Raw genomic sequence first — 23,667 nt, 5'->3', positions numbered from 1 at the left:
ATGACCATCAGCATCAATGTTCCTGACATTCACGAACTGAAGCCCCGGATCACCGTGTTCGGCGTCGGCGGCGCCGGCGGCAACGCCGTCAACAACATGATCACGGCGGGCCTGCAGGGCGTCGACTTCGTCGTCGCCAACACCGACGCGCAGGCGCTGACGATGTCGAAGGCGCAGCGCATCGTGCAGATGGGCACGGCGGTCACGCAAGGTCTCGGCGCCGGCTCGCAGCCGAACGTCGGCGCCGCGGCGGCGGAAGAGGTGATCGACGAGCTGCGCGACCATCTCTCGGGCGCCAACATGGTGTTCGTCACGGCCGGCATGGGCGGCGGCACCGGCACCGGCGCTGCTCCCGTCATCGCCAAGACTGCGCGCGACATGGGCATCCTCACCGTCGGCGTCGTCACCAAGCCGTTCCACTTCGAAGGCGGCCGCCGCATGCGCACCGCCGAAGCCGGCATCAACGAGCTGCACAAGGTTGTCGACACGCTCCTGATCATCCCGAACCAGAACCTGTTCCGGGTTGCCAACGAGAAGACCACCTTCGCCGACGCCTTCGCGATGGCCGACCAGGTGCTCTATTCGGGCGTCGCCTGCATCACCGACCTGATGGTCAAGGAAGGCCTGATCAACCTCGACTTCGCCGACGTGAGAGCGGTGATGAGGGAGATGGGCAAGGCGATGATGGGCACCGGCGAGGCCTCCGGCGACAAGCGCGCGCTGACCGCCGCGGAAGCCGCGATCGCCAACCCGCTGATCGACGATAGCTCGATGAAGGGCGCCAAGGGCCTCCTCATCTCCATCACCGGCGGCAAGGACCTCACGCTGTTCGAGGTCGACGAGGCCGCAACCCGCATTCGCGAGGAAGTCGACCAGGACGCCAACATCATCGTCGGCGCCACCTTCGACGAAGCGCTCGATGGCCTGATCCGCGTCTCGGTCGTCGCCACCGGCATCGAGCAGGCCGCGATCGCCCGCAACAGCCAGGCTACCTCCGCTCCGGTCGCGAACGCAGCGCCGCAGGTGCAGCAGGCTCCCGCAGCTCCGGCCGCCGCCGCCGAGAGCCGTCTCGCCGACCTGACCGCGCGTCTGCGTGCGGACAACCAGCGCCTGGCCGAACGTGCCCAGAAGCTGGATGCGCAGGCCCCGGTGTCTGGATTCGCGCCGGCCGCTGCCGCGCCGGTGGCGCCGCGTCCGAACGTCGAGCGTGCTGCGCTCGCCGCCATCGCGGCTGCCGTTGCCGACGTTCCGCAGGCGCCCGCGCCGATGCAGACCTATGGCGACGTCACCGTGCGCCCGATCGCGCAGAAGCCGACCTTGTTCCCGGAGCCTGAGCAGGCCCCGGTCGCGATGCAGGAGCCGATGACGCCGGAAACCTTCATCCCGCCGCAGGCCGAGCGTGCGCCGATGCGTGCGCCGCGGATGCCGCGCCTCGAGGAGCTGCCGATGCCGGCCCAGGCCGAGATTCGTCAGGCCCGCGGCGAAGTCGAAGAAGAGACCCCGCAGAAGACCCGCCTGTCGCTGCTCCAGCGCCTCGCCAATGTCGGCCTTGGCCGCCGCGACGAGGAGAGTGAGCCGCCGGTCGCCGCCCGCACCGCTGGTCCGGCGATACCGCCGCTGCCGGAGCGTCGTCCGCAGAAGAGCGTGGCACAGCAGATCGCGGCCACCGAACCGGTATCGGAGTATGCGCGGCGTCCCGCGCCGCAGGGCCTCGACGTGCATGGCCGTTCCGCGCCTGTTGCGCCGGCGCCACAGGGTGACGACCATCTTGATATCCCGGCCTTCCTGCGGCGTCAGGCGACCTGAGGATTGTTACAATAAGGCAGACGCAAAGAGGCCCCGGCAGCAAGCTTGCCGGGGCCTTTCCATTTTCACCGGGCATGCCCGGATTGCATGGCCAAGCAACTGATTTTAAATCATTAATTATGCATTGGGTGGTTCAGTAAAACCGCCGGCAGCAGCCCAAAACCTCGGTGCAATTTGGTTAAGCCTTGGCGCGAATACGGCAGGTTTGGGGTAACAATCGGTAAAAAAGCGTGAGTTGGCGCTGTTTGAGGCAGTGACTATGGTTTGCCGTGACTTGGGGATACGGATTCGGACGGCGGCCTTGGCCAGTCTGTCAGGTTTGTATAAGTCGCAGTGGTCGTAGTGGGGCGGTTCCTGATGAAATTTAGCCGGCAAACAACGCTTCGTGCGCAAGCCACCGTGGTTGGCGTCGGCGTTCATTCCGGTCTTCCCGTCACCCTCACGCTTGGACCTGCGCCTGTCGACGCAGGTTTTGTTTTTGTCCGTACCGGCCTTGAGGGGAGTGACCGCGAAGTTCAGGCGACCGCCGAGCAGGTGATCGCGACCGATCTCGCCACCGTCCTCGGCGACCGCGACGGTCCGCTGGTCTCGACCGCCGAGCACGTGCTTGCTGCGCTGCGGGGTATGGGCGTTGACAACGCAGCTATCGAGATCGACGGGCCGGAAGTGCCGATCATGGACGGCAGCGCCGCGGCCTTCATTGCGGCGATCGAGCAGGCCGGCATCGTCACCCAGCCGGCGCAGCGCCGCTTCATTCAGGTTTTGAAGCCGATCTCGGTCAAGATCGGCGACTCCTTCGGCGAGATCCGGCCCCACGCCAACGGGTTCCGCGCCGAGGTCGAGATCGATTTCGCCAACCCCGTCATCGGTCGGCAGAGCTACGCCTTCGACCTCAACCCGGAACGTTTCCGCCGCGAAGTCGGCCGCGCCCGGACGTTCGGCCTGATGTGCGACGTCGCCCGGCTCTGGAGCGCGGGCTACGCGCTCGGCGCCTCCTTCGACAACACCGTCGTGTTCGACGATGAGCGGCTGCTCAACACCGAGGGCCTGCGCTACGCCGACGAATGCGTCCGCCACAAGGTGCTGGACGTGATCGGCGACCTCGCGCTGGCCGGCCTGCCGCTGCTTGGCGCCTACCGCTCGGTGCGCGGCGGCCACAAGCTCAACCACGCCGTTCTGACCGCGCTGCTTGCCGATCGTACCGCCTGGCGGGTGGTCGAGGGCGAGGCGGTCCGCCGCACCACGCGTCCCGTGGCCGAAACCGGTCGCGGTATCGTCGGCGGCCGGATTGCCGCGGCCTACGGGCCGGACGTGTCCTGAAGACACCTGTGGCCGCGGGCGTCTGGCGGCGGCTGTCCCCGGGAAACTCCTGGTAACCATGATCGACTAGCATTGCGGCACGTTCGCCTTAATCCGGGCGAAATGCCTGCCCATACGGTTGGTTAACGATCGTTTTTCGGATACATCGGCGTGGTCGCATGGCAGGCACCACGGCAACATTTCGCGCCCATGACGGGGTTCGTGGGCTGGCAGGCACCGCATCACAGGGCGTCAGGGCTTAAAACTCATGTCGGCACAGCGTATGACGCGCGGATATCTCTCGATCTCGCCTCGCGCGCGCGGGGGGCTTCAGGCCGTCACCTTCATCATGCTCGCGCTGCCGCTGGCCGGCTGCGGCACCGGCGCGCTCTGGGACAAGTTCACCGCCAAGGACGACACCTTCGTCGAGGAGCCCGCCGACAAGATCTACAATGAGGGCCTGTACCTCATGAACGAAAAGAAGGACATGAAGGCGGCGAACAAGAAGTTCGAAGAGGTCGACCGCCAGCATCCTTATTCCGACTGGGCCCGCAAATCGTTGCTGATGTCCGCCTATGCGTCCTATCAGGGCGGCGACTATGACGGCTGCATCGGCGCTGCCACTCGCTATGTCACGCTGCATCCCGGCAGCCCGGACGCGGCCTATGCGCAATACCTGATCGCCGCCTCGCATTACGACCAGATCCCGGACATCAGCCGCGACCAGAGCCGCACCGAGAAGGCGATCGCCTCGCTGGAAGAGGTGATCCGCAAATATCCGACGTCCGAATACGCGACCTCGGCCAAGGCCAAGATCGAGGGCGCGCGCGACCAGCTCGCCGGCAAGGAAATGAACGTCGGCCGCTATTACATGCAGAAGCGCGACTACACGGCGGCTATCAACCGCTACAAGGCCGTGGTCACGCAGTACCAGACCACGCGCCATGTCGAGGAGGCGCTCTACCGGCTGACCGAAGCCTATATGGCGATCGGCATCGTCGGCGAGGCGCAGACCGCGGCCGCTGTGCTTGGCCACAATTTTCCTGACAGCCGTTGGTACAAGGACGCCTATAATCTTGTAAAATCGGGTGGTCTCGAGCCGAGCGAGAATCAGGGGTCCTGGATCAGCAAGACCTTCAAGAAAATGGGCCTCGGCTAGGAAATTTGGTTCCATGCTAGCGCGTCTGTCGATCCGTGACATCGTCCTGATCGAACGGCTCGATATCGAATTCGCGACGGGCCTCGCGGTTTTGACCGGCGAGACCGGTGCGGGCAAATCCATCCTCCTCGATGCCTTTGCGCTGGCGCTCGGCGGCCGCGGCGACGCCGGCCTCGTGCGCCACGGCGCGGAGCAGGGGCAGGTCACGGCCGTCTTCGATATCCCCAAAAATCACCCCGCGGCGGCAATCCTCGCCGAGAACGGTCTCGACGACACCGGCGAGATGATTCTCCGCCGCGTCCAGCTCGCCGACGGCCGCACCCGCGCCTTCATCAACGACCAGTCGATCAGTGTGCAGACGCTGAAAGCGGTCGGCGCCGCTCTGGTCGAGATTCACGGCCAGCATGACGAGCGCGCGCTGGTCGATGCCGCCACGCACCGCCGCCTGCTCGATGCCTTTTCCGGCCTCGAGAAGGACGTTGCAGTCGTTGAGTCGCTTTGGGATGCGCGCCGCACCGCCAACACCGAGTTGGAGGAGCATCGCGCCGGCATGGAGCGGGCCGCGCGCGAGGCCGACTACCTGCGCCACGCCTCCGACGAGCTGAAGCAGCTCGCCCCCAAGGACGGCGAGGAGACCTCGCTGGCGTCCCGCCGGACCACGATGATGCAGGGCGAGAAGATCGCCTCCGACCTGCGCGAGGCGCAGGAGGCGGTGGGCGGCAACCACTCTCCGGTCGCGGCGCTGTCGGCCGCGGTGCGCCGGCTGGAGCGCCGCGGCGTCAATTCGCCGGCGCTGGTCGAGCCCGCGGTCAAGGCGATCGACGCCGCGATCAACGCGCTGGAGGAAGCCGACCAGCATCTTCAGGCCGCGCTCGCCGCAACCGATTTCGATCCGGCCGAGCTCGAACGCATCGAGGAACGCCTGTTCGCCCTGCGCGCCGCCTCGCGCAAATATTCCACGCCGGTCGACGGGCTCGCCGCGCTCGCCGCCAAATACGCCGCCGACGTCGTGCTGATCGATGCCGGTGCCTCGCGCCTGAAGAAGCTGGAGCAGGCTGCGATCGAGGCAGATAGCCGCTATGCCGCGGCCGCCAAGAAACTGTCGATGGCGCGGCAGAAATCGGCCGAGAAGCTCAACAAGGCCGTCAATGCCGAGCTCGCCCCGCTCAAGCTCGAGCGCGCGAAATTCATGACCCAGGTCGAGACCGACGAGGCCGCGCCGGGGCCGCAAGGTTTTGATCGCGTCGAGTTCTGGGTGCAGACCAATCCGGGCACCAAGCCGGGCCCGCTGATGAAGGTCGCCTCCGGCGGCGAGCTGTCGCGCTTTCTCCTGGCGCTCAAGGTCGTGCTGTCCGACCGCGGCTCGGCGCCGACGCTCGTGTTCGACGAAATCGACACCGGCGTCGGCGGCGCGGTGGCCGACGCCATCGGCGGGCGCCTGGCGCGGCTTGCCGGCAAGGTCCAGGTGATGGCCGTGACCCACGCCCCGCAGGTCGCCGCGCGGGCCGACCAGCATCTGCTCATCTCCAAGGACGCCCTCGACAAGGGCAAGCGCGTCGCCACCCGCGTCAACGCGCTGGCCGCCGACCACCGCCGCGAGGAGATCGCCCGCATGCTCGCCGGCGCCGAGATCACCGCCGAGGCACGGGCGGCCGCGGACCGGCTGCTCAAGGCGGCGACGGCCTGATTCACTTGTCCCGGACGCGCGCAGCGCGAGCCGGGACCCAGAATGCCGCCACATGGGCCCCGGCTCTGCGGCGCACCGCTGAAGAAGCGCTGCGCCGCGTCCGGGGCACGAGACTTTTCCCGCCTTTACCCTCCCGCCCGCTCCGTCGTATCCAAGCACCATGGCAAGAGCAGCAAAATCCAAACCGCTCCGTGACGTCGCCGAGCTCACCAAGGCGCAGGCCAAGGTCGAGCTCATGCGGCTCGCGCTGGAGCTCGAAGGGCATGACAAGCGCTACTATCAGGATGACGCGCCCACCGTCACCGACGCCGAATACGACGCGCTGCGCCAGCGCTTCAATGCGATCGAAAAACGCTTTCCGGAATTCGTCAGCGCGGAATCGCCCTCGCAGAAGGTCGGCGCGGCGCCGTCAGGCCGCTTCAGGAAGGTCCGGCATGCCGTCCCCATGCTGTCGCTCGACAACGCCTTTGCCGAAGAGGACGTGCGCGACTTCGTCGGCCGCATCGTGCGCTTCCTGAAGCTCGACGACGACAAGATCGACTTCTCCGCCGAGCCGAAGATCGACGGTCTCTCGATGTCGCTGCGCTATGAGGGCGGCGAGCTCGTCACCGCCGCGACGCGCGGTGACGGTGCGGAGGGCGAGGATGTCACCGCCAATATCCGCACCCTCGAAGACGTGCCGCAGAAGCTGAGGGGCCGCAATGTCCCCGACATCTGCGAGGTGCGCGGCGAGGTCTACATGACCAAGAAGGCGTTCCTCGCGCTCAACGAGCGGCAGAAGGCCGCCGGCGATACGATCTTCGCCAATCCGCGCAACTCGGCTGCGGGATCGCTCCGCCAGAAGGATCCGACCATCACCGCCTCACGCCCCCTCGGCTTCTTCGCCTATGCCTGGGGCGAGATGAGCGCGATGCCGGAGGAGACGCAGACCAGCATGATCCACTGGTTCGAGCGCTGCGGCTTCAAGACCAATCCGCTGACTAGGCTGTGCCACTCGGTCGAGGAGCTGATCGCGTTCCATCAGAGGATCGAGGAAGAGCGCGCCGAGCTCGACTACGACATCGACGGCGTCGTCTACAAGGTCGACCGCATCGACTGGCAGGAACGGCTCGGCTTCGTCTCGCGCACGCCGCGCTGGGGCATCGCGCACAAATTCCCCGCCGAGCAGGCCATGACGGTCCTGCGCGACATCGAGATACAGGTCGGCCGTACCGGCTCGTTCACGCCGGTCGGCAAGCTCGAACCGGTCGGCGTCGGCGGCGTGATCGTGCAGAACGTCACGTTGCACAATGAGGACTACATCAAGGGCATCGGCAACAAGGGCGAGGTGCTGCGCGAGGGGCGCGACATCAGGATCGGCGACACCGTCGTGATCCAGCGCGCCGGCGACGTCATCCCGCAGGTGGTCGACGTCGTCCTCGACAAGCGGCCGAAGACTGCCAGGGAATTCCACTTCCCCAAGACGTGCCCGTGCCCGCTGCACACCGACGTCACGCGCGAGGAGACGGCCGCGGGCGAAGAGGGCTCGCGCGCCCGCTGCACCGGCGAGTTCGCCTGCCCCTATCAGAAGATCGAGCACCTCAAGCTGTTCGTGTCGCGGCGCGCCTTCGACATCGACGGCCTCGGCGAGAAGCAGCTCCAGTATTTCTTCGACGAAGGTTTTGTGAAAGAGCCCGCCGACATCTTCACGCTGGAGAAGCGCAACGCGAAACTCAAGCTCGAGGAGATCGAGGGTTACGGCGCCACCTCCGTGCGCAACCTCTTCGCCGCCATCGAGAGCCGGCGCAGAATCGCGCTCGAGCGCTTCGTCTATGCGCTCGGCATGCGCCATGTCGGCGAGACCACCGCGCTGGCGCTGGCGCGCGGCTACGGCTCCTGGGAGGCGTTCCACGACGCCTGCCTCAAGGTCGCCAAGGGCGACGAGGAGGCGATGGCGGACATGGATGCGCTCGACCAGATCGGCGACACCGTGATCAAGAGCATCGCCGATTATTTCGGCGAGAGCCACAACCGCGGCATCGTCGAGCGCCTGACCAAGGAGGTCGAGATCGTCGACGCCGAGAAGCCGAAGAGCAACTCGGCCGTCGCCGGCAAGACCGTGGTGTTCACGGGCTCGCTGGAGAAGATGACGCGGGATGAAGCCAAGGCCACCGCTGAGCGGCTCGGCGCCAAGGTGTCGGGCTCGGTGTCGAAGAAGACCGATCTCGTCGTCGCCGGCCCGGGCGCCGGCTCGAAGCTCGCCGAGGCCAACAAGCACGGCGTCAAGGTGCTGACCGAAGACGAGTGGCTGAAGCTGATCGGGGAGTGATCTTGATTCCGTCATTCCGGGGCGATGCGAAGCATCGAACCCGGAATCTCGAGATTCCGGGTTCGCCTCTTTGAGGCGCCCCGGAATGACGGAGAAAACCCCTCACATCATCCCGCTCTCTTCCTCTTCCGCCTGTTCGATCAATTCCTCGCTCACCACGACCTCGCGGCGGGGGACGACGAAGATCATCATGCAGGCGCAGAGCAGCGAGATCGCGAGCACGGCGGAGGTCAGCGGCAGTGTCGTTGAGGAGTGGCCGCCGAGATAGGCGCCGAATTGCGACATCAGCGCGCCGATGCCCTGCTGGAGGAAGCCCATCGCGCCCGACGCGGTGCCGGCCGCTTCGGGGCGGATGCTGATCGCGCCGGCGGCGGAATTCGCCATCACGAAGGCATTGCCGGCCATCACGATCATCTGCGTGCCGAACAGCCAGGCGGGCGCTTCATTCCAGCCGGCGAAACTCCAGAACAGGTTCAAAAGGCTGCCGCCGAGCTGAAGACCGAGCCCGAACCAGATCAGCTTTTCCAGCGAATGGCGCGGCGCAAAGCGCACGCAGAGCAGATTGCCGACGAGATACGCAAAGCCTGACGTAGCAAACCACGCGCCGTATTCGGCGCTGCTGCGGCCCATCTGCGTCACCACGATGTAGGGGCCGCCGCCGGCGAAGGTGAAGATGATCTGCGAGGCCAGCACCTGGCACATCACGTAGCCGACGAAGGCGCGGTTCCTGATCAGGGTGCCGATGTCGGCGCGAAAGCCGCTGCCGGCGGCGCGGCCGCGACGCGTTTCCGGCAGCGCCACGGCGATGCCGACGGCGACCGCAACTGCGCCGATGGTGATGGCGTAGAAGATCGCGCGCCAGCCGAACGCGGTCTCGATCAGGCCGCCGGTGAGCGGCGAGAGCATCTGTCCGATCATCAGGGCCGCGACGACGAGGCTGATCATGGAGGCGACGCGCTGGCGCTCGTAGATGTCGCGGATGATGGCGCGGCTCACCACCATGCCGGTGGCGCCGCCCAGCGCCTGGAAGAAGCGTGCGGCGATCAGTTGCGGCAGGTTCTGCGCGAAGATGCAGGCAACGCTCGCCGCCACCATCAGCGCGAGCCCCGCGAGCAGCACCGGGCGCCGCCCGAACTTGTCCGACAGCGGCCCCATGATCAGCTGCGAGCAGGCGATGCCGACCATGAAGAGCGACACCGTCATCTGCGCGACCGAGATGTCGCTGCCGAAGTTCGTCGCCAGCACCGGCAGCGCCGGAACCAGCATGTAGAGCGAGATCGGCGCAATGCCGGTCATGACGACGAGCAGCAGCAACACCACGCGCGAGGTCGCGATGCTCTTCATTGCCGCTTCCGGCGGCCTGCTGATCATGCCGTGCATGCGTGTCCGTCTCTGACAGTTCGAATCGGACTGTAGCGTGCTCGCGCAAGACGGATATCGGCGTTTCGGAATGCGGCTATTCGGATTTTGGGACGGTTATAATAACAGCGCGATGGAGACCGACTGGGTCGCACGTCTCGTTCCACCAATGCGGTGTCACTCCCCGCGAAGGCGGGGAATCCAGTATTCCAGGGACGGAAGTGGGATACGGAGACGCTGCGGCGTACTGGATGCCCCGCCGGAGCCTGTCATCGGGCTCGCCGAAGGCGAGACCCGGTGGCGGGGCATGACGGCTGTGGGTGAGGGAATAGCCTTGCACAAATCGCGTAGTGCTATGCGCTGCACTCTGAATGACGACCTTACGCCTTCAGCTCCGCCGTCGCCTGATCGAGCCACGCCTTCGTTGCCTCGTCCAGCGCCGGCCCTACCTCGGCCCGCACACGCGCGTGGTAGGCATTGAGCCAGTCGAGCTCGTCTTTGGTCAGCATGGCGACATCGATCAGCCGGCGGTCGATCGGTGCCAGGGTCAGCGTCTCGAACGCGTTCATCGGCTTCTCGGCGCCCTTGATGTCGGCGGCGACGACCAGCTCGAGGTTCTCGATGCGGATGCCGAAACCGTCGGTCTTATAGTAGCCGGGCTCGTTGGAGAGGATCATGCCGCGCTTCAGCGGCGTGGTGCCGAGCTTCGAGATCCGCGCCGGTCCTTCGTGAACACTGAGATAGCTGCCGACGCCATGGCCGGTGCCGTGCTCGAAATCGACGCCGGCGGCCCAGAGATATTGCCGCGCCAGCGTGTCGAGCTGCGCGCCATTGGTGCCGTCGGGGAAGATCGCGCGCGCGATCGCGATGTGGCCGCGCAGCACGCGGGTGAAGCGGTCGCGCATCTCGCCCGTGGGCTCGCCGATCGCCATGGTGCGCGTCACGTCGGTGGTGCCGTCTTCATATTGCGCGCCGGAATCGATCAGCAGCAGGTCGCCGGGCGCGATGCGCCGGTTGCTCTTGCGGGTGACGCGGTAGTGCACGATGGCGCCGTTCGGGCCGGTGCCCGATATTGTCGGGAACGACACGTCCTTCAGCGCGCCGGTGTCGCGGCGGAGTGTCTCCAGCGCCTCCACCGCGTCGATCTCGGTGAGCTTGCCGCTGGGCGCCTCGCGATCGATGAAGGCGAGGAAACGCGCCAGCGCCACGGCATCGCGGCGATGCGCCGTCTGCGTGCCCTTGATCTCGGTCGCGTTCTTGACCGCCTTGAGCAGCGCAATCGGATCGCTGCCGCGCACCGGCTTGCCGCCGGCGCCGGCGATCAGCCGGCTCAGCGCGTCGGCCGCGGTGGCATTGTCGAGCGCGATCGCGGCGCCGCTCTTGGCCAGCGCCATCAGCGTCGGCGCCATCGCATCGGGCTCGCGCACGTCGGCCGATTGCTCGAGATGGTCGCGCGTCAGGTTGGAGAGCTTGCGGTGGTCGATGAAGATGGTCGGCCGGCCGTCCTTCGGCACCAGCGCGTAGGACAGCGGCAGCGGGGTATGCGCGACGTCGGCGCCGCGGATGTTGAAAGTCCAGGCCACCGCATGACTGTCCGACAGCACCAGCGCATCGGCGCCGAGCTTGGTGATCTCGCTTTTGATCTGCGCCAGCTTCTCGGCCTCGCCGATGCCGGCATGTTGCACTCCGTGCACGGCGACGGGAGCAAGCGGCGGCTGCGGCCGGTCGTGCCAGACCGCGTCCACCGGGTTGCTGTCGACCGCCACCAGCTCGGCGCCGGCCTTGGTGCAGGCGGCGGCGAGGCGCTCGGCTGCCGCAAAAGTGTGCAACCATGGGTCAAATCCGAGGCGGTCGCCGGCTTTCAGATGCGCCGACACCCAGCTCTCCGGCGGCGGGTCGATCAGCGATTCCACCGCCCAGGCCTTTGCGTCGACCTGCTTGGCCGCCTGGATCGTGTAGCGGCCGTCCACGAACAATGCGGCTTCGCGGGTCAGCACCACCGCCAGTCCCGCCGATCCGGTGAAGCCGGTCAGCCAGGCGAGCCGCTCTTCCGAGGGCGCCACATATTCATTCTGCTGCTGGTCGGCGCGCGGAATGACGAAGCCGGTCAGCTTGCGGCGGGCGAGTTCTTCGCGGAGCGCCGCAAGGCGCGCCGTCAATGCGACGCCGGCCTCGGGCTCTTCGAATGTCTGGAAGTGTGCTTCGAACATGGTGGACCACTTTAGGATTATGGGGATCGCTCCGCAATGTGGACGCATTCGCGGCGCATCTGGCATGGACTGTGCTTGAAAAAGTTCCGCTTGAGTCGAGTGGAGTAAAGGGATGCGGCCTTTGAGCTCCGTCCGGATAACAGGGAAATTCGAGCAAGTGTTTCTACTCAACGGCGAGGGGACACACGATGCCAGCGTTCACGTTTGAGAAGATTTCGCCGCCGGCCCGCCGGGCCCCGGCCGCAACCACACCGAAGAAGCCGCGCGGTCTCATCAGCCAGATGATCGACCGTTTCGCCGAGCGCCGCGCCCGGCGCACGCTGCAGGGCGAGCGCGCGATGCGCCGGGACGAGAAGCCGGCGGAGTAGGCGGTGTTTGTTCACCTCGCCCCGCTTGCGGGGAGAGGTCGGATTGCGAAGCAATCCGGGTGAGGGGGACTCTCCGCGAGTCCAGTTCTCACCGCCCCCGTGGAGACTCCCCCTCACCCCAACCCTCTCAGCGCGAGCGAAGCTCGTCGCGGCCCCGCATCCGCCTTCGCCACAGCTTCGGCGGACAAGGGCGGGGCGAGGGAGCACACCGCCGTCGCGGATGCTTGATCAGTCGTCCGTTAAGAAGCCGGATTGATCGAGGCTGGCCGGGCGAGCGTGCGCCATAGCTGGGCCAGGAACAGGCACAAGAGATATCTCAGCCAGGCGAGGATGCGGCGGAAGTTGTGTCCGACGGCTGAGAGGACGACGTTGGCGGCATCGCCGGCGCGGCCTTTGAGGTAGCAGCGCCCGAGGTGGCCTTCCGCCTTCAGGTGTCCGATGATGGGCTCGATGGCGGAGCGGCGGCGCAGCTCGCGCTTGATGACACCGAAAACGCCGCGCTTCTGGCCGGAGATGAAGACGCGACGGGGATTTTGTGCGTCGTGGCCGCGGTATCCCTTGTCGACATAGGCCCGCTCGATCGGACAGCCGGTGAGTGTCTCGGTGCGGTCAATGACGTCCCGCAAGGTGTGACCGTCGTAGGGGTTGTCGGGCAGTGCGCTGGCGTGCAGCACGAACAGGCCACCGGGAGCCCGGCGGTTGTTGGTGACGATGGAGGCCTTCACGCCGAACTCGTAAGGCGCGCTGGCCTTGCCCTTGCCGATGCACTCCACTTCCGGGGCATGGAAGGAATAGAGCTTCCAGCCGCGCTGGCGCTGCTGCTGCGAGCGGATCTGCGTGGCCCGGCCGAGCGGGAGGGCGAACGCCTGCTCCAGTGCTGGCTGGCCTTCGATCTTGCGGCGGATGTCGCGGATGATCCGGCCCAGCCGGCTACGCAGGATACGCAACTGCCGCTGATGCCGCCTGAACTGTTTGGCATGGGCGTAGCGGCCGGCCATCATCGCGGCGGCCTTGGCGATGCGAGCATAGGATTGCCGCAGCCTGACGCCGTGCCTGATCGCCAGGCGGTTGAGCCCCTTGATGGCCGCATGCAGCAGCTTGGCATCGGTCGGAAAGGTGATGGCCTTCGGCTGCACCGTGGTGTCGACCGTAACCCGCTTGAGGTCCTGGCTGCGTAATGCACCGGCCTCGTGCGCTACCCGCAAGCTCTCGGCCAGCAGCAACTCCAGCTTGTCGCCAAGCCGCTTGCGCCAATGGCTCAGGTCCGAGCGCTCGTGCGGGAACGTGTGCTGAAAGAACTCTTCCCCGGTGAAGAACTGGAAGTATGGGTCATGGACCCAGCGCTCGCACACCTCCTCATCGGACAGCCCGTAAATGTGCTTGAGCAACAGCAGACCGATCATGAAGCGCGTCTCGATCCCGGGCCTGCCGTTCTCGCTGTAGAGCGGCGCGATCTCGCCGTCGATCCAGTCCCAATCGACCTTGCCGGCGAGCAGAACCAGCTCGTGCTTCATATTGATGATCTGGTCGAGCCGAGCCCGGAACAGATCGTTCGATCCCGTCGTCTTGTGCTTCTTCGGCCGCATCGTTCCCTCCGATGCAGACAAGGAATCATGCTTCCCGCTTCGAGGGAATCCACGAAAACCAAATCGCAAGGTTCTGACGCCCAAAGCATCAAAACCTTGCAATCTGGAAATGCCCCTTAGCCCAAATCGAGATTCCCGATCAGTGGCTTAGTCCTTCTTCACGGACGACTGATCAGCTTACCCTACCTTCCGCAGCAGCAGGCTGCTCCACCCCTCGATCCGCAAATGCCGCAGCGGCACGAGGCCGCGTGCGCGATAGGCGGCGATCACGGCGGGGGCCTGGTGCGTCAGCAGGCCGGAGAGGATGACGCGCGCGCCGGGCGCCAGGTGCCGCGCCATCGGACTCGCCAAGTGCCGCAGCGGATTGGCAAGGATGTTGGCCAGCACCAGGTCGAACGGGCCCGCCCGGGCAAAATCCGGCGCGGCGAAGCCGGTGGCGCGGATCACCCGCACATGGTGACCGACTTCGTTCAGCCGGCCGTTCTCGGCCGCCACCCGCACGGAGGGCGGGTCGATGTCGGAGGCAAGCACGGCGCGATGCAGTGCCTTCGCCGCCGCGATGGCCAGCACGCCGGTTCCGGTGCCGAGGTCGAGCACGTTGCTCGGGCGGGAACTCTTCAGGACATGGTCAAGCAGGAGTAAACAGCCGCGCGTGGTGCCGTGATGGCCGGTGCCGAAGGCGAGCGCCGCCTCGATCTCGATCTTGAGCTTGTTCGGCGCGACGCGGTCGCGGTCATGGCTGCCGTGCACGACGAAGCGTCCGGCCGGCACCGGGACGAGGTCTTCCAGGCTGGCCTTGACCCAGTCCTTGGCTTCGACTGTGTCGAAGGCAAGCGTGTCGGCGATCTCATTTCCTGCTGAATTTACAACGAGTTCGCGCAGCCAAGCCTGGTCCGGCGCATCCGCAAAATGCAGCGTGACGTCCCATTGTCCGTCCGGCCGTTCGAAGGCGGCGACCGCGGCATCGCCTTCGAAAAACACCTCGGTGAGCACGTCGACGACGCGCCGGGCGGCGGCCTCGCTGCCGATCGAAAAGCTGGCGCGATGGGTGGGGGAAGGCTGCATGCTAGGGTTCCGTCAGGTTCAATTTTTGGAACTTTTGTTCCCAATTTTCCGCATAACTTGCGGTTCCGGGATTAACCCGTCCGAAGGTTGCGCTCCGTAGATTTTCGGATGTTGGGGCGAACCAACGCAGCTTGAAATAGAAATGGAGGCGAGTCTTGACGCGCATGATTTTGAAGTTCTGGTCCAATGAATCTGGTGCGACCGCAATCGAGTACGGCCTTATCGCGGCCGGTATCGCGCTGGCGATCATCACCGTGGTGAACGGCCTGGGCACCACGATGAACGAAAAGTTCACTTCGATTAGCACCTCCTTGAAGTAATTTCCGCCTCCCATTTCCCAGCGGGGGCACCTTTCTTCGTAGGCAATGTCTGACTAGCGCCCGCTCGGGAATTGCTCCTGGCGGGCGAAGTCATTTTCCCGCGTGCGATTCCCGGCCGGTATCCACGGGTTGTCCGCCATTTGCCAGAGCGTTATCCACCGGCTCGTCCCGTCGTTGGCCAGCGGTTTTCCACCGCCTTTCCCCAGACTTGTCCCGATGGTCCGGTGCCGCCATCCCTCTACTGGGCACACACCTCTCGACAGCCTGTCCACAGCCCATCCACAGACCTATCCACGGCTTCCGAACAGCGACCGGTGATCCCGCAGGATCGCTTGTGCTGCGTTGTGGCCGGGGGCGCCGGTGACGCCGCCGCCGGGATGGGCGCCGGAGCCGCAGTGATAGAGGCCTTTCAGGGGGCCGCGATAATCGGCATGGCCCAGCATCGGCCGTGCCGAGAACAGCTGGTTCAGCGTCAGTGCGCCGTGGAAGATGTCGCCGCCGAGGAGGCCGAACTGCCGTTCGAGATCCAGCGGCGAGAGAATCTGGCGGCCGAGCACGCTTGACGCAAAACCCGGCGCGTAGCTGTCCACCGTCGCGATCATGAGATCGGCGACCTCGTCGCGATGGTCGTCCCAGGATCTGCCGTCGGGAAGCTCCGGCGCGACGTGCTGGCAGAACAGGCTCGCGACATGCTTGCCTTCGGGCGCAAGCGTGTCGTCGAGCGTGGAGGGGATCAGCATCTCGACCACGGGTTCGCGGCTCCAGCCGTGCGCGCGCGCATCGAGAAAGGCCCGGTCCATGTAGCCGAGGCTCGGCGCCAGGATGATGCCCGAGGTGAGGTGATCGCCGTCATCCGGCAGCGCCGTGAAGGAGGGCAGGCGGTCCAGCGCCACGTTCATGCGGAAGGTGCCGGAGCCGTTCTTCCAGTGCCGGATGCGGGCGAGGAAGTCCTTCGGCAGGGCGTCGGCCGCGATCAGCCGCGTATAGAGCAGCTTTGGATTGACGTTGGCCGCGACGTATCTCGCCCGGATCGTCGCGCCGTTGTCCAGCACGACGCCGACGGCGCGGTCGCGTTCGACGATCACCTCGCGCACGCCGGCGTCCGTGTCGATCGCGACGCCCCGGCCCTGCGCGGCGCGCGCCATCGCCTGGGTGATCGCGCCCATACCGCCGATGGCGTGGCCCCAGACGCCCTTCTTGCCGTTCACCTCGCCGAAGGCGTGATGCAGCATCACATAGGCCGAGCCGGCGGCGTAGGGGCTCGCATAATTGCCGACGATGGCATCGAAGCCGAACAGCGCCTTGACCAGATCGTGCTCGAAGCGCTCGTCTAGCATCTCGCCGGCCGAGCGGGTGAAGAGATCGAGCAGGCTGCGGCTTCTCTCCAGCGTGAGGCCGCGCAGGATGTTGGCGCTCTGTAAGGCGTTCACGGCCTCGCGGATCGCGTTCGTGCCAAAACCGTCGAGCAGGTTCGGCGGCGCGCGCAGCACGAACTGCCGCAGCACGTCGGCGATATCTTCCAGCTCGCGCGAGAAGCCGTCGAGTGCGTCCGCATCATGCGCGCTCAGCTGCGCGACTGACGCTTTCGTCCGTCCCTCGCCGGTGAGCAGATAGCTGCCGTCCGGCGCTGGCAGAAAATTCTGCGCCCGCCGTTCGACGATACGCAGGCCCTGCTCGGCAAGCCCGAGGTCGCGGATCACCTGCGGATTGAGCAGGCTTACGGTGTAGGCTGCGACAGAATTGCGGAAACCCGGATGAAACTCCTCCGTGACCGCCGCTCCGCCGACCACCTTGCGACGCTCGACCACGCGCACGCGCAGCCCCGCCATCGCGAGATAGGCCGCGCAGGTGAGGCCGTTATGGCCAGCGCCGATGATGACGACGTCGGTTTCGGTCATGGGAGCTTCTGAATGTTCCACAGTCATTCCGGGGCGATGCGACGGGACCGCGTAGCGCGGCCCGGAGCATCGAACCCGGAATCTCGAGATTCCCCGGTGCGCAACTGCGCACCTGTGGTCTGGTCCTTCGGACCATCCCGGAATGACATCTCTATATCAAGCATTCCTCGCTGCAACATCACGAGCCCCTTTATTGCCCGTTCAGGCGCCTTGTGCTCCATTGCGCCCCGTCCGGCGCCCGCCGGAGGAACTGTCCGACGCGTCTTCTCGCGCGAACCGGTGCCCACTTCGCCGGAAAACGCTTTTGCCGGAGCTTTCATGGATTCGATCGTGCAACCCGCCGCCACGGAGCAGCCGTCGTCGTCGCGCAACCGGCTGCTGCTGGCGGTCTACACCGCTGCGATCTTCGTCAGCGCGCTGCTGCTGTTCTCGGTGCAGCCGCTGTTCACGAAGATGGTGCTGCCGCGTCTGGGCGGCTCGCCGGCGGTGTGGTCGGTCGCCATGGTGTTCTTCCAGTCGCTGCTGCTGGCGGGCTACGCCTATGCGCATCTGTTGATGCAGGTCCGGAACCGGATCGTTCCGGTGGTGGTGCATCTGGTGTTGCTGGCCCTGGCCTTCGCCACGCTGCCGCTCGGCATCGCCACCGCCTATGGCGAGCCGCCCGCGTCGGGCTATGCGGTCTGGCTGCTCGGCCTGTTCGTGGTCTCGATCGGGCTGCCGTTCTTCGCGCTCGCCGCCAACAATCCGCTGCTGCAAGCCTGGTTCGTCCGCACCGGCCATCCCGCCGGACACGATCCCTATTTCCTCTATGCGTCCTCCAACATCGGCAGCTTCCTGGCGCTGTTGTCCTATCCGTTCCTGCTGGAGCCGATGTTCACGCTGCACACGCAGAACCGGTTCTGGACCGGCGGCTATGGCCTCCTGATTCTCCTGATCGCCGCCTGCGGCGTGCTGCTGCTGCGCTCGCCAAAACTGGCGGTGGTCGATGCGCGGACCGAGGAGATCAATGCGCCGGCCCCCGGCCTCGTGACGCGGCTGCGCTGGATCTTCCTCGCCGCGGTGCCGTCGGGACTGCTCATCGCCGTCACCGCGCACATCTCCACCGACGTCGCGGCAGCGCCGCTTCTGTGGGTGCTGCCGCTGTCGCTGTACTTGCTCACCTGGGTGGTGGTGTTCCAGTCGCGGCCGCTGCTGCCGCACAAATGGATGCTGATGCTCCAGCCGGTGGCGATCGCGGGCGTGGTCTTCCTGCTGGCCTTCGGGGGCGAACAGAATCTGCTGCTGACGCTCGGCGGTCATCAATTGTGCTTCTTCGTCATCGCCATGGCCTGTCACGGCGAATTGGCGCGGACCCGGCCGGCCGCCAAATATCTCACCGGCTTCTATGTCGCGCTGTCGTTCGGCGGCATGGTCGGCGGCCTCTTTGCAGGCCTCGTTGCTCCATTCACCTTCTCATGGATCGCCGAATATCCGATCCTGATCGCGCTCGCGGCGCTGTGCCGCCCGTCCGCCAACGAGCGTCTTGCCGGCATCGTCAAATGGTACTGGCTGGCGCTCGCCGCGCTCGCGGTGGCGCTCGTTGCGCCGTCCTACACCGCAGGCAGCCTTTCGACCTGGTTCGAGGATCACCGCGTCTGGGTCGCCGGCTCCGTCGGCGTGCTCGCCGCGCTGCTGGCATTGGCGCTCAATGCCGGCCGCTGGAAGATCTTTGCCACGGTTGCGCTCGCGCTGGCGTTGATCCGTGTCTATCCGGCGGATGAGGGCCGCGTCACCACCGTGCGCAGCTTCTTCGGCGTCCACAAGATCGTGGAGACGCCCGGCGGCTATTTCCACGTGCTGATGCACGGCACCACGATCCACGGCGCCGAGCGCTTCCGCAACAATGACGGCACGCCGGTCACCGGGCGGCCCGAGGCGATCACCTATTATCACAAGGACGGCGGCATCGGTCAGGCCATCACCGCGCTCCGCGAGCGCAAGGGCGCGCCGCTGAAGGTCGCCGCGATCGGCGTCGGATCGGGCACGCTCGCCTGCGCCGCCGAGCCAGGGGAGAGCTGGAAATTCTTCGAGATCGACCAGTCGATGGTCGATGCGGCGCGCGACCCGAAGAATTTCCGCTACATCTCGAGCTGCCTGCCGGACCTGAAGCCGGTGATCGGGGACGCACGCCTGACCTTCGCGAAGGAGCCGGACGGCGCCTATGACTTGATCATCGTCGATGCCTATTCCTCGGATGCGATCCCGATCCATCTCGCCACCGAGGAGGCGATGAAGATCTACAAGGACAAGCTCGCTCCCCACGGCGCCGTGGTGATGCACGTCTCCAACCGGCATCTCGATCTCGAAACCGTCGTGGTCGGCATCGCCGATGCCAACGATCTCAAGAGCTGGGTCTTCAACGAGGATTCCGGGCGGGATGCCGACTACATCTTCTCGACCGACGTCGTCATCTCCGCGCGCGAGGAGGCCGACGTCGGCAAGATCGCCTCGTCCAAGGTCTGGGAGCAGACCGAAGCCGACGACAGGGTGCGGGTCTGGACCGACGATTATTCCAACATTTTGGGCGCGCTGTATCGGCGCTTGAGGGATGGGGAGTAGGTTTTCGCGATGTCTCGTGCCCCGGACGCAGAGCAGCGTTGCACGCTGCGCTGCGTCCGGGACACGAGACCGCTCAAGGCGCCACCGGCGTCCCCGCCGGCAGCGCAAGCCCCTTCTCGCCCGCCGCCTGCCGCAACAGGTCGGGCCTATCCGAGATGATTCCGTCGACGCCGATCTCGATCATGCGCGTCATGTCCTCGGGCTTGTTGACCGTCCAGACCACGACGCGCAGCCCGAGCCCGTGAGCCTCCGAGACGAGGGCCGCAGTCACATCGTCGAAATAGGGCGACCAGATCGCGCCGCCCGCAGCCTTGATGGTTCGCGGCAGCGAGCCGCCGTGATCGGCGGGGCTGAAACCCGCGGTCCAGTTGGTGGCCTTGTCCAGCACCACGGTCTGTCCTGAACCGCGCTGGAGCGTCAGGTACACGGTCGGAATGGTCGGTGCCTGCTGCTGGACGAGCTGCAGGGTCCTCCAGTCGAACGACTGGATCATGACGCGCTCGGAAAACTTCTCGGCCTCGATCAGCCCGAGCAGTTTGGTGACAAAACCTTGCGGGTCGAGGGATTCGTCCGGATGGTTCGGATCGATCTTGGTCTCGATGTTGAAGCGCACGCGATCGTTGCCGGATTTGCGCACCAGCGCGAACAGCTGCCTCAAGGTGGGAATGCGTGTCCCCGGGACGGCGCGCTGCTCGGGGAATTGCTTGGCGTAGGCACTGTCCGGACGGAGCTGGCCGACGTCATAGGTCCCGACCTCTTCGAGCCGCAGTCGTACGAAGGGCGTGCCGGGCGGAGCGACATAGGCGCCGTTCGCATCCCGTGCCAGATCGGGATTGAGCCCGCGTTCATGCGAGATGATGACCGCGCCATCGGCGGTGACGCCGACGTCGAGCTCCAGCGTATCCACGCCCATCGACAGCGCGTTGGCGAAAGCCGGCAGGGTGTTTTCCGGCAGCAGCGCCCGCCCGCCGCGATGCGCCTCGAGATCGAAGGCCATGGCTTCTCCTGCCGTGAGAACCGAGAGTACGGTCAGGATCGTCGCGGCACGTGACGGCATCACAGTTCGCAGCCCAAGTGAAAGGACCAAGGGAAAGGAAAGCATATGAAATCTTCGCTTGTTTCGTCCAGTCCCGTGGTCGACAGGCGGTTGACGGAGGCCGTGGAAGGCCGAAACTGGCCCTCCAAAAAAAGGATCGGTCCGGGGACGATTCATATGCGGCTTATCTTCATCGCAACGATGGCGGTTCTCATGGTCGGGCAGGCGGCAGCCAAGGATGTGCTTTCGGGCGCGAGCCTCTATGCGGACGTCGCGCGCTACGAATCCTTCGGCCTGCACCGCTTCGGCTCGCCCGGCGACCGCGCGACGGCGGACTGGATTGCCGGCGAGATGAAGCAGGCCGGGTTCGAGGTCAGCTTCCAGCCCGTCGTGCTCGGCCGGCAATATGTCGTCGAGCAGGCCAGCGCCGAGGCGAGCGGCACGAGCATCGAGGCGACGCCATTCTGGTGGCCGCCGGAAGACAAGGCCAGCTTCCATCTGTCCGCGCTGCTTGCGCGCGACGGTGACGTTGCCGGCAAGATCCTCTGGCTGGAGCTGCCATTCGATCGCGGCGCCTATCTCGGCCCCGCCCATCGCGACGCGATCGCGGAAGCGGCGGCGAGGAAGCCGGCGGCCATCCTGCTGACGATCGGCAATCCTGCGGACGATCGTTTCGCCTACAACGTCACGCAGGAGGATGCGCCCTGGCCGGTGCCGGTGATGGTGGTCGGCGCGAAGTCGCGCGCGGCATTCGAGCGCGCAATCGCCTCGGGCGAACCTGTTACCTTCGACGTCAAGGGCCATTATGAGCGCGATGTCGCCGGCCGCAACGTGATCGCCGAGACCGGCGCCGGCCGCGGGCCGACCATCGTCGTCTCGACGCCGATGACCGGCTGGTACTCTTGCGTCTGCGAGCGTGGCCCCGGCATCGCCAACTTCCTCGCGCTGGCGCGCACCGTCGCTGCCGAAAAATGGCCGGCGCATCTCGTCTTCATCGCCACCGCAGGCCATGAAATCGGTCACGGCGGCATGGAGCTGTTCCTGAAGCACGGCGCGCCGGCGCCGAAGGACACGCTGGCGTGGATCCATTTCGGTTCGTCGAACGCGTGCTATGGCTTTGCGGAAGGCGCCGGCACCGAGCGGCCCGAGCAAGAGCGCTATCTCGTGCTGAGCAAATCCGCCGTTGCGCTGACGGACGAGGCCTTCGCCGGGGTCGCGGCAAAACGTCTGGTGACGGAGAAGCAGGCGGTCGGCGAGCTGCGCGACGTGCACGCGGCGGGCTATCCCAATTTCCTCGGCATGGCCGGCCGCCATCGTACGTTCCACACGCCGTCAGACGATCTCGGCGCGACCGGCCCCGAAATCCTCGAGCCGGTCGCCCGCGCTTTCGTCGGTGCTGCACGAAAGATCGTCGAACGCGGCGACGCCGCGTTCAGATAGCGTCAGTTCAGGTAGCGTCAGTTCTGATAGTAGTAGCCGCGCGGCTGGTAGTACTGGCGGGGCTGTGGCTGATAGTAGCCCTGCTGGCCGTAGCCCTGATTGTAATATTGCTGCGGCTGCTGCTGATAGACCTGCGCGTCATAGAGCGGGCGGCTGGCCGGACGCGGCGCCGGATAGCGCGCACCGGTGTCGCTGCCGTCGGCAGGGTAGATGTAATTGTCGTCCTGCGGCATGTAGCGGCGGGCGGGCTGCGCCGGCGGCGTCAGATTCACGGGATCGCCTGATGTGGCGTACTGCTCTTCCGCAGGCTGCGGTGCGCGCGCCACCGCATTGTTGGTGCGACCGCGGGGATTGCGCGCCAGCGCCACCTGCGCCGAGCCGGTCAGCGTCACCGTGGTGTTGAGCACGCCCTGCTGCTGCACCAGCGCATAGAGCGTCGATGCGTTCTGGCGCGACAGCCGCACGCAGCCATGGGATGCCGGCGTGCCGAGACGGCCGACCGAGTCGGTGCCGTGGATGGCGTGCCCGACCTTGGTGAAGAAGATCGCGTGCGGCATCGGCGCGTCGTCGAATTCCTTGGAGTAGTGGTCCTCTTCCATGCGGAAGGTGCGGAACGCTCCGCTCGGCGTCTCGCGCGAGGGAATGCCCGTCGACACCGGCCAGTGATAGCGCGCGACGCCGTCGACGGCGACGGTCATCTGCTGATTGTCCTTGTCGATGGTGATTTCGACCTTGGCCTGCGCGGTGCCCGCGCTCAAAAGCAGCAGGGAGGTGAAAGTAATGAAAAACGAACGCATCTGAAAACGCATTTGAGTTCTGGCCTCCGGCCTGTTCACGCAAGCGCCGCGGCTCTCCGTCCCCCGGCGTGCACTATGCCTGCAATCCGGCTTTCGTTCCAGCAGCCGGCCCGGCCATCGTTAACGTGATGCCTGATGTAAGCAAGGCCGCTTTGTGCCGCGCCGCCCGCGGCGATGCTGACATTTTCGCGAGCGGAGATGCGTTCACGACGTCGACAATTCGTCACAAAGGCGCAACCATTTGGCCGCTCCGGGCGTTGAACATGGCCTACCTGACAGGCGGTTTTCGCCGCCGTTGACCTCTTGTATTTCCCTTGGGATCGAAGATGAACAAAGCCCGTATCGCCGCTGCGCAATTGCCGGCCGGTTTACGTTTACCTGTCCACCTGCTTTTCGCAGCCGCCGCCATCCTGCTCGCGCTGTTATCGCTGCCGCAAGCCGGCCATGCCCAGGGCATCGTGCGCGGTGCCCAGGAAGGCGCCCATGAAGGCAACCGCATTGCCGGCCCGGTGGGCGGTGTGGTCGGAGGCGCGGTCGGTGCCGGTGTCGGCGGCGCCGTGGGCGCGGTCGAGGGCGTGCTGGGCATTCCCCACCGTCACTACCGTCACTGCCGCGGGTATTATGACGGCTATCACCGCTTCCATTGCTATCGGTGATTGTCATTCCGGGGCGCGACGAAGTCGCGAGCCCGGAATCCATTCATCCACCAACTCTGTCGCACGATGGATTCC

General features: G+C 65.9%; 17 protein-coding genes. 10 read left to right on the top strand and 7 right to left on the bottom strand.

Features of this window, described 5'->3' with window-relative positions:
* The 5 genes from ftsZ (at position 1) to ligA (ending at position 8,259) form a co-directional block, all read left to right on the top strand.
* On the top strand, positions 1-1,806 hold the full coding sequence (ftsZ, locus tag AAFG50_RS32605; RefSeq protein ID WP_011089336.1) for a cell division protein FtsZ: 1,806 nt from the start codon (positions 1-3) through the stop codon (positions 1,804-1,806).
* Positions 1,807-2,163: 357 nt separating this feature from the next.
* On the top strand, positions 2,164-3,126 hold the full coding sequence (gene lpxC, locus AAFG50_RS32600; protein ID WP_011089335.1) for a UDP-3-O-acyl-N-acetylglucosamine deacetylase: 963 nt from the start codon (positions 2,164-2,166) through the stop codon (positions 3,124-3,126).
* A 247-nt stretch (positions 3,127-3,373) separates the two neighbouring features.
* Positions 3,374-4,264, top strand: a complete 891-nt coding sequence (locus AAFG50_RS32595; protein WP_028176240.1) for an outer membrane protein assembly factor BamD — start codon at positions 3,374-3,376, stop codon at positions 4,262-4,264.
* 13 nt (positions 4,265-4,277) lie between these two features.
* On the top strand, positions 4,278-5,951 hold the full coding sequence (gene recN / locus AAFG50_RS32590; RefSeq protein WP_028176239.1) for a DNA repair protein RecN: 1,674 nt from the start codon (positions 4,278-4,280) through the stop codon (positions 5,949-5,951).
* A 160-nt stretch (positions 5,952-6,111) separates the two neighbouring features.
* Positions 6,112-8,259 (top strand): NAD-dependent DNA ligase LigA, encoded by a 2,148-nt coding sequence (gene ligA / locus AAFG50_RS32585; protein WP_028176238.1) that lies wholly within the window; start codon positions 6,112-6,114, stop codon positions 8,257-8,259.
* Between the two features lie 102 nt (positions 8,260-8,361).
* Here the strand turns inward: ligA and AAFG50_RS32580 are convergent, their stop codons facing one another.
* Positions 8,362-9,639, bottom strand: a complete 1,278-nt coding sequence (locus AAFG50_RS32580; protein WP_028176237.1) for a multidrug effflux MFS transporter — start codon at positions 9,637-9,639, stop codon at positions 8,362-8,364.
* A gap of 359 nt (positions 9,640-9,998) precedes the next feature.
* Complete coding sequence (locus AAFG50_RS32575; RefSeq protein ID WP_028176236.1) at positions 9,999-11,828, bottom strand: aminopeptidase P family protein; 1,830 nt, start codon at positions 11,826-11,828, stop codon at positions 9,999-10,001.
* A 188-nt stretch (positions 11,829-12,016) separates the two neighbouring features.
* Here AAFG50_RS32575 and AAFG50_RS32570 point away from each other — a divergent pair, with 188 nt between their 5' ends.
* Positions 12,017-12,196, top strand: a complete 180-nt coding sequence (locus AAFG50_RS32570) for a hypothetical protein (protein ID WP_028176235.1) — start codon at positions 12,017-12,019, stop codon at positions 12,194-12,196.
* A gap of 239 nt (positions 12,197-12,435) precedes the next feature.
* Here AAFG50_RS32570 and AAFG50_RS32565 read toward each other — a convergent pair whose 3' ends face one another.
* Together AAFG50_RS32565 and AAFG50_RS32560 are read right to left on the bottom strand one after the other, a co-directional pair.
* Positions 12,436-13,782: an IS5-like element ISBj5_B family transposase gene (locus tag AAFG50_RS32565; RefSeq protein WP_011084757.1), complete on the bottom strand. Its 1,347-nt coding sequence runs from the start codon at positions 13,780-13,782 to the stop codon at positions 12,436-12,438.
* A gap of 177 nt (positions 13,783-13,959) precedes the next feature.
* The gene (locus AAFG50_RS32560) at positions 13,960-14,847 is read right to left on the bottom strand and encodes a 50S ribosomal protein L11 methyltransferase (protein WP_011089328.1); all 888 of its coding nucleotides are present in this window, start codon (positions 14,845-14,847) and stop codon (positions 13,960-13,962) included.
* 155 nt (positions 14,848-15,002) lie between these two features.
* Between AAFG50_RS32560 and AAFG50_RS32555 the strand changes: the two genes are divergently transcribed.
* Positions 15,003-15,167, top strand: coding sequence for a Flp family type IVb pilin (locus tag AAFG50_RS32555; RefSeq protein WP_028176234.1), 165 nt, complete (start codon positions 15,003-15,005; stop codon positions 15,165-15,167).
* A gap of 287 nt (positions 15,168-15,454) precedes the next feature.
* On the opposite strand, the gene AAFG50_RS32550 is transcribed toward AAFG50_RS32555, so the two are convergent.
* Entirely contained in the window at positions 15,455-17,065 is a 1,611-nt protein-coding gene (locus AAFG50_RS32550) for an NAD(P)/FAD-dependent oxidoreductase (RefSeq protein ID WP_028176233.1), read from the bottom strand.
* Positions 17,066-17,383: 318 nt separating this feature from the next.
* On the opposite strand from AAFG50_RS32550, the gene AAFG50_RS32545 reads away from it, so the two are divergent.
* On the top strand, positions 17,384-19,663 hold the full coding sequence (locus AAFG50_RS32545) for a fused MFS/spermidine synthase (RefSeq protein ID WP_028176232.1): 2,280 nt from the start codon (positions 17,384-17,386) through the stop codon (positions 19,661-19,663).
* Between the two features lie 73 nt (positions 19,664-19,736).
* Here AAFG50_RS32545 and AAFG50_RS32540 read toward each other — a convergent pair whose 3' ends face one another.
* Positions 19,737-20,720 carry a glycerophosphodiester phosphodiesterase gene (locus tag AAFG50_RS32540; protein ID WP_028176231.1) on the bottom strand — a complete coding sequence of 328 codons (984 nt, stop codon included), beginning with the start codon at positions 20,718-20,720 and terminating at the stop codon, positions 19,737-19,739.
* A 156-nt stretch (positions 20,721-20,876) separates the two neighbouring features.
* Between AAFG50_RS32540 and AAFG50_RS32535 the strand changes: the two genes are divergently transcribed.
* Positions 20,877-22,139: a hypothetical protein gene (locus AAFG50_RS32535; RefSeq protein WP_028176230.1), complete on the top strand. Its 1,263-nt coding sequence runs from the start codon at positions 20,877-20,879 to the stop codon at positions 22,137-22,139.
* Positions 22,140-22,156: 17 nt separating this feature from the next.
* Here the strand turns inward: AAFG50_RS32535 and AAFG50_RS32530 are convergent, their stop codons facing one another.
* Positions 22,157-22,936 (bottom strand): L,D-transpeptidase, encoded by a 780-nt coding sequence (locus tag AAFG50_RS32530; RefSeq protein WP_039185797.1) that lies wholly within the window; start codon positions 22,934-22,936, stop codon positions 22,157-22,159.
* Between the two features lie 326 nt (positions 22,937-23,262).
* On the opposite strand from AAFG50_RS32530, the gene AAFG50_RS32525 reads away from it, so the two are divergent.
* The gene (locus AAFG50_RS32525) at positions 23,263-23,592 is read left to right on the top strand and encodes a hypothetical protein (RefSeq protein WP_028176228.1); all 330 of its coding nucleotides are present in this window, start codon (positions 23,263-23,265) and stop codon (positions 23,590-23,592) included.
* Positions 23,593-23,667: the final 75 nt, after the last annotated feature.

The organism is Bradyrhizobium sp. B039 (genome assembly GCF_038965675.1).
Taxonomy (GTDB): Bacteria; Pseudomonadota; Alphaproteobacteria; order Rhizobiales; family Xanthobacteraceae; genus Bradyrhizobium; species Bradyrhizobium diazoefficiens.
This window is presented reverse-complemented; position numbering and strand designations above follow the sequence as displayed.

Excerpts from the sequence above, each read along its gene's own strand:
- recN (WP_028176239.1), top strand. The coding sequence starts at position 4,278 with ATGCTAGCGCGTCTGTCGATCCGTGACATCGTCCTGATCGAACGGCTC.
- AAFG50_RS32535 (WP_028176230.1), top strand. The coding sequence starts at position 20,877 with ATGCGGCTTATCTTCATCGCAACGATGGCGGTTCTCATGGTCGGGCAG.
- AAFG50_RS32540 (WP_028176231.1), bottom strand. The coding sequence starts at position 20,720 with ATGCCGTCACGTGCCGCGACGATCCTGACCGTACTCTCGGTTCTCACG.
- lpxC (WP_011089335.1), top strand. The coding sequence starts at position 2,164 with ATGAAATTTAGCCGGCAAACAACGCTTCGTGCGCAAGCCACCGTGGTT.
- AAFG50_RS32560 (WP_011089328.1), bottom strand. The coding sequence starts at position 14,847 with ATGCAGCCTTCCCCCACCCATCGCGCCAGCTTTTCGATCGGCAGCGAG.
- ligA (WP_028176238.1), top strand. The coding sequence starts at position 6,112 with ATGGCAAGAGCAGCAAAATCCAAACCGCTCCGTGACGTCGCCGAGCTC.
- AAFG50_RS32530 (WP_039185797.1), bottom strand. The coding sequence starts at position 22,936 with ATGCGTTCGTTTTTCATTACTTTCACCTCCCTGCTGCTTTTGAGCGCG.
- AAFG50_RS32595 (WP_028176240.1), top strand. The coding sequence starts at position 3,374 with ATGTCGGCACAGCGTATGACGCGCGGATATCTCTCGATCTCGCCTCGC.
- AAFG50_RS32545 (WP_028176232.1), top strand. The coding sequence starts at position 17,384 with ATGGATTCGATCGTGCAACCCGCCGCCACGGAGCAGCCGTCGTCGTCG.
- AAFG50_RS32580 (WP_028176237.1), bottom strand. The coding sequence starts at position 9,639 with ATGCACGGCATGATCAGCAGGCCGCCGGAAGCGGCAATGAAGAGCATC.
- AAFG50_RS32570 (WP_028176235.1), top strand. The coding sequence starts at position 12,017 with ATGCCAGCGTTCACGTTTGAGAAGATTTCGCCGCCGGCCCGCCGGGCC.
- AAFG50_RS32565 (WP_011084757.1), bottom strand. The coding sequence starts at position 13,782 with ATGCGGCCGAAGAAGCACAAGACGACGGGATCGAACGATCTGTTCCGG.
- AAFG50_RS32550 (WP_028176233.1), bottom strand. The coding sequence starts at position 17,065 with ATGACCGAAACCGACGTCGTCATCATCGGCGCTGGCCATAACGGCCTC.
- AAFG50_RS32575 (WP_028176236.1), bottom strand. The coding sequence starts at position 11,828 with ATGTTCGAAGCACACTTCCAGACATTCGAAGAGCCCGAGGCCGGCGTC.
- AAFG50_RS32525 (WP_028176228.1), top strand. The coding sequence starts at position 23,263 with ATGAACAAAGCCCGTATCGCCGCTGCGCAATTGCCGGCCGGTTTACGT.
- ftsZ (WP_011089336.1), top strand. The coding sequence starts at position 1 with ATGACCATCAGCATCAATGTTCCTGACATTCACGAACTGAAGCCCCGG.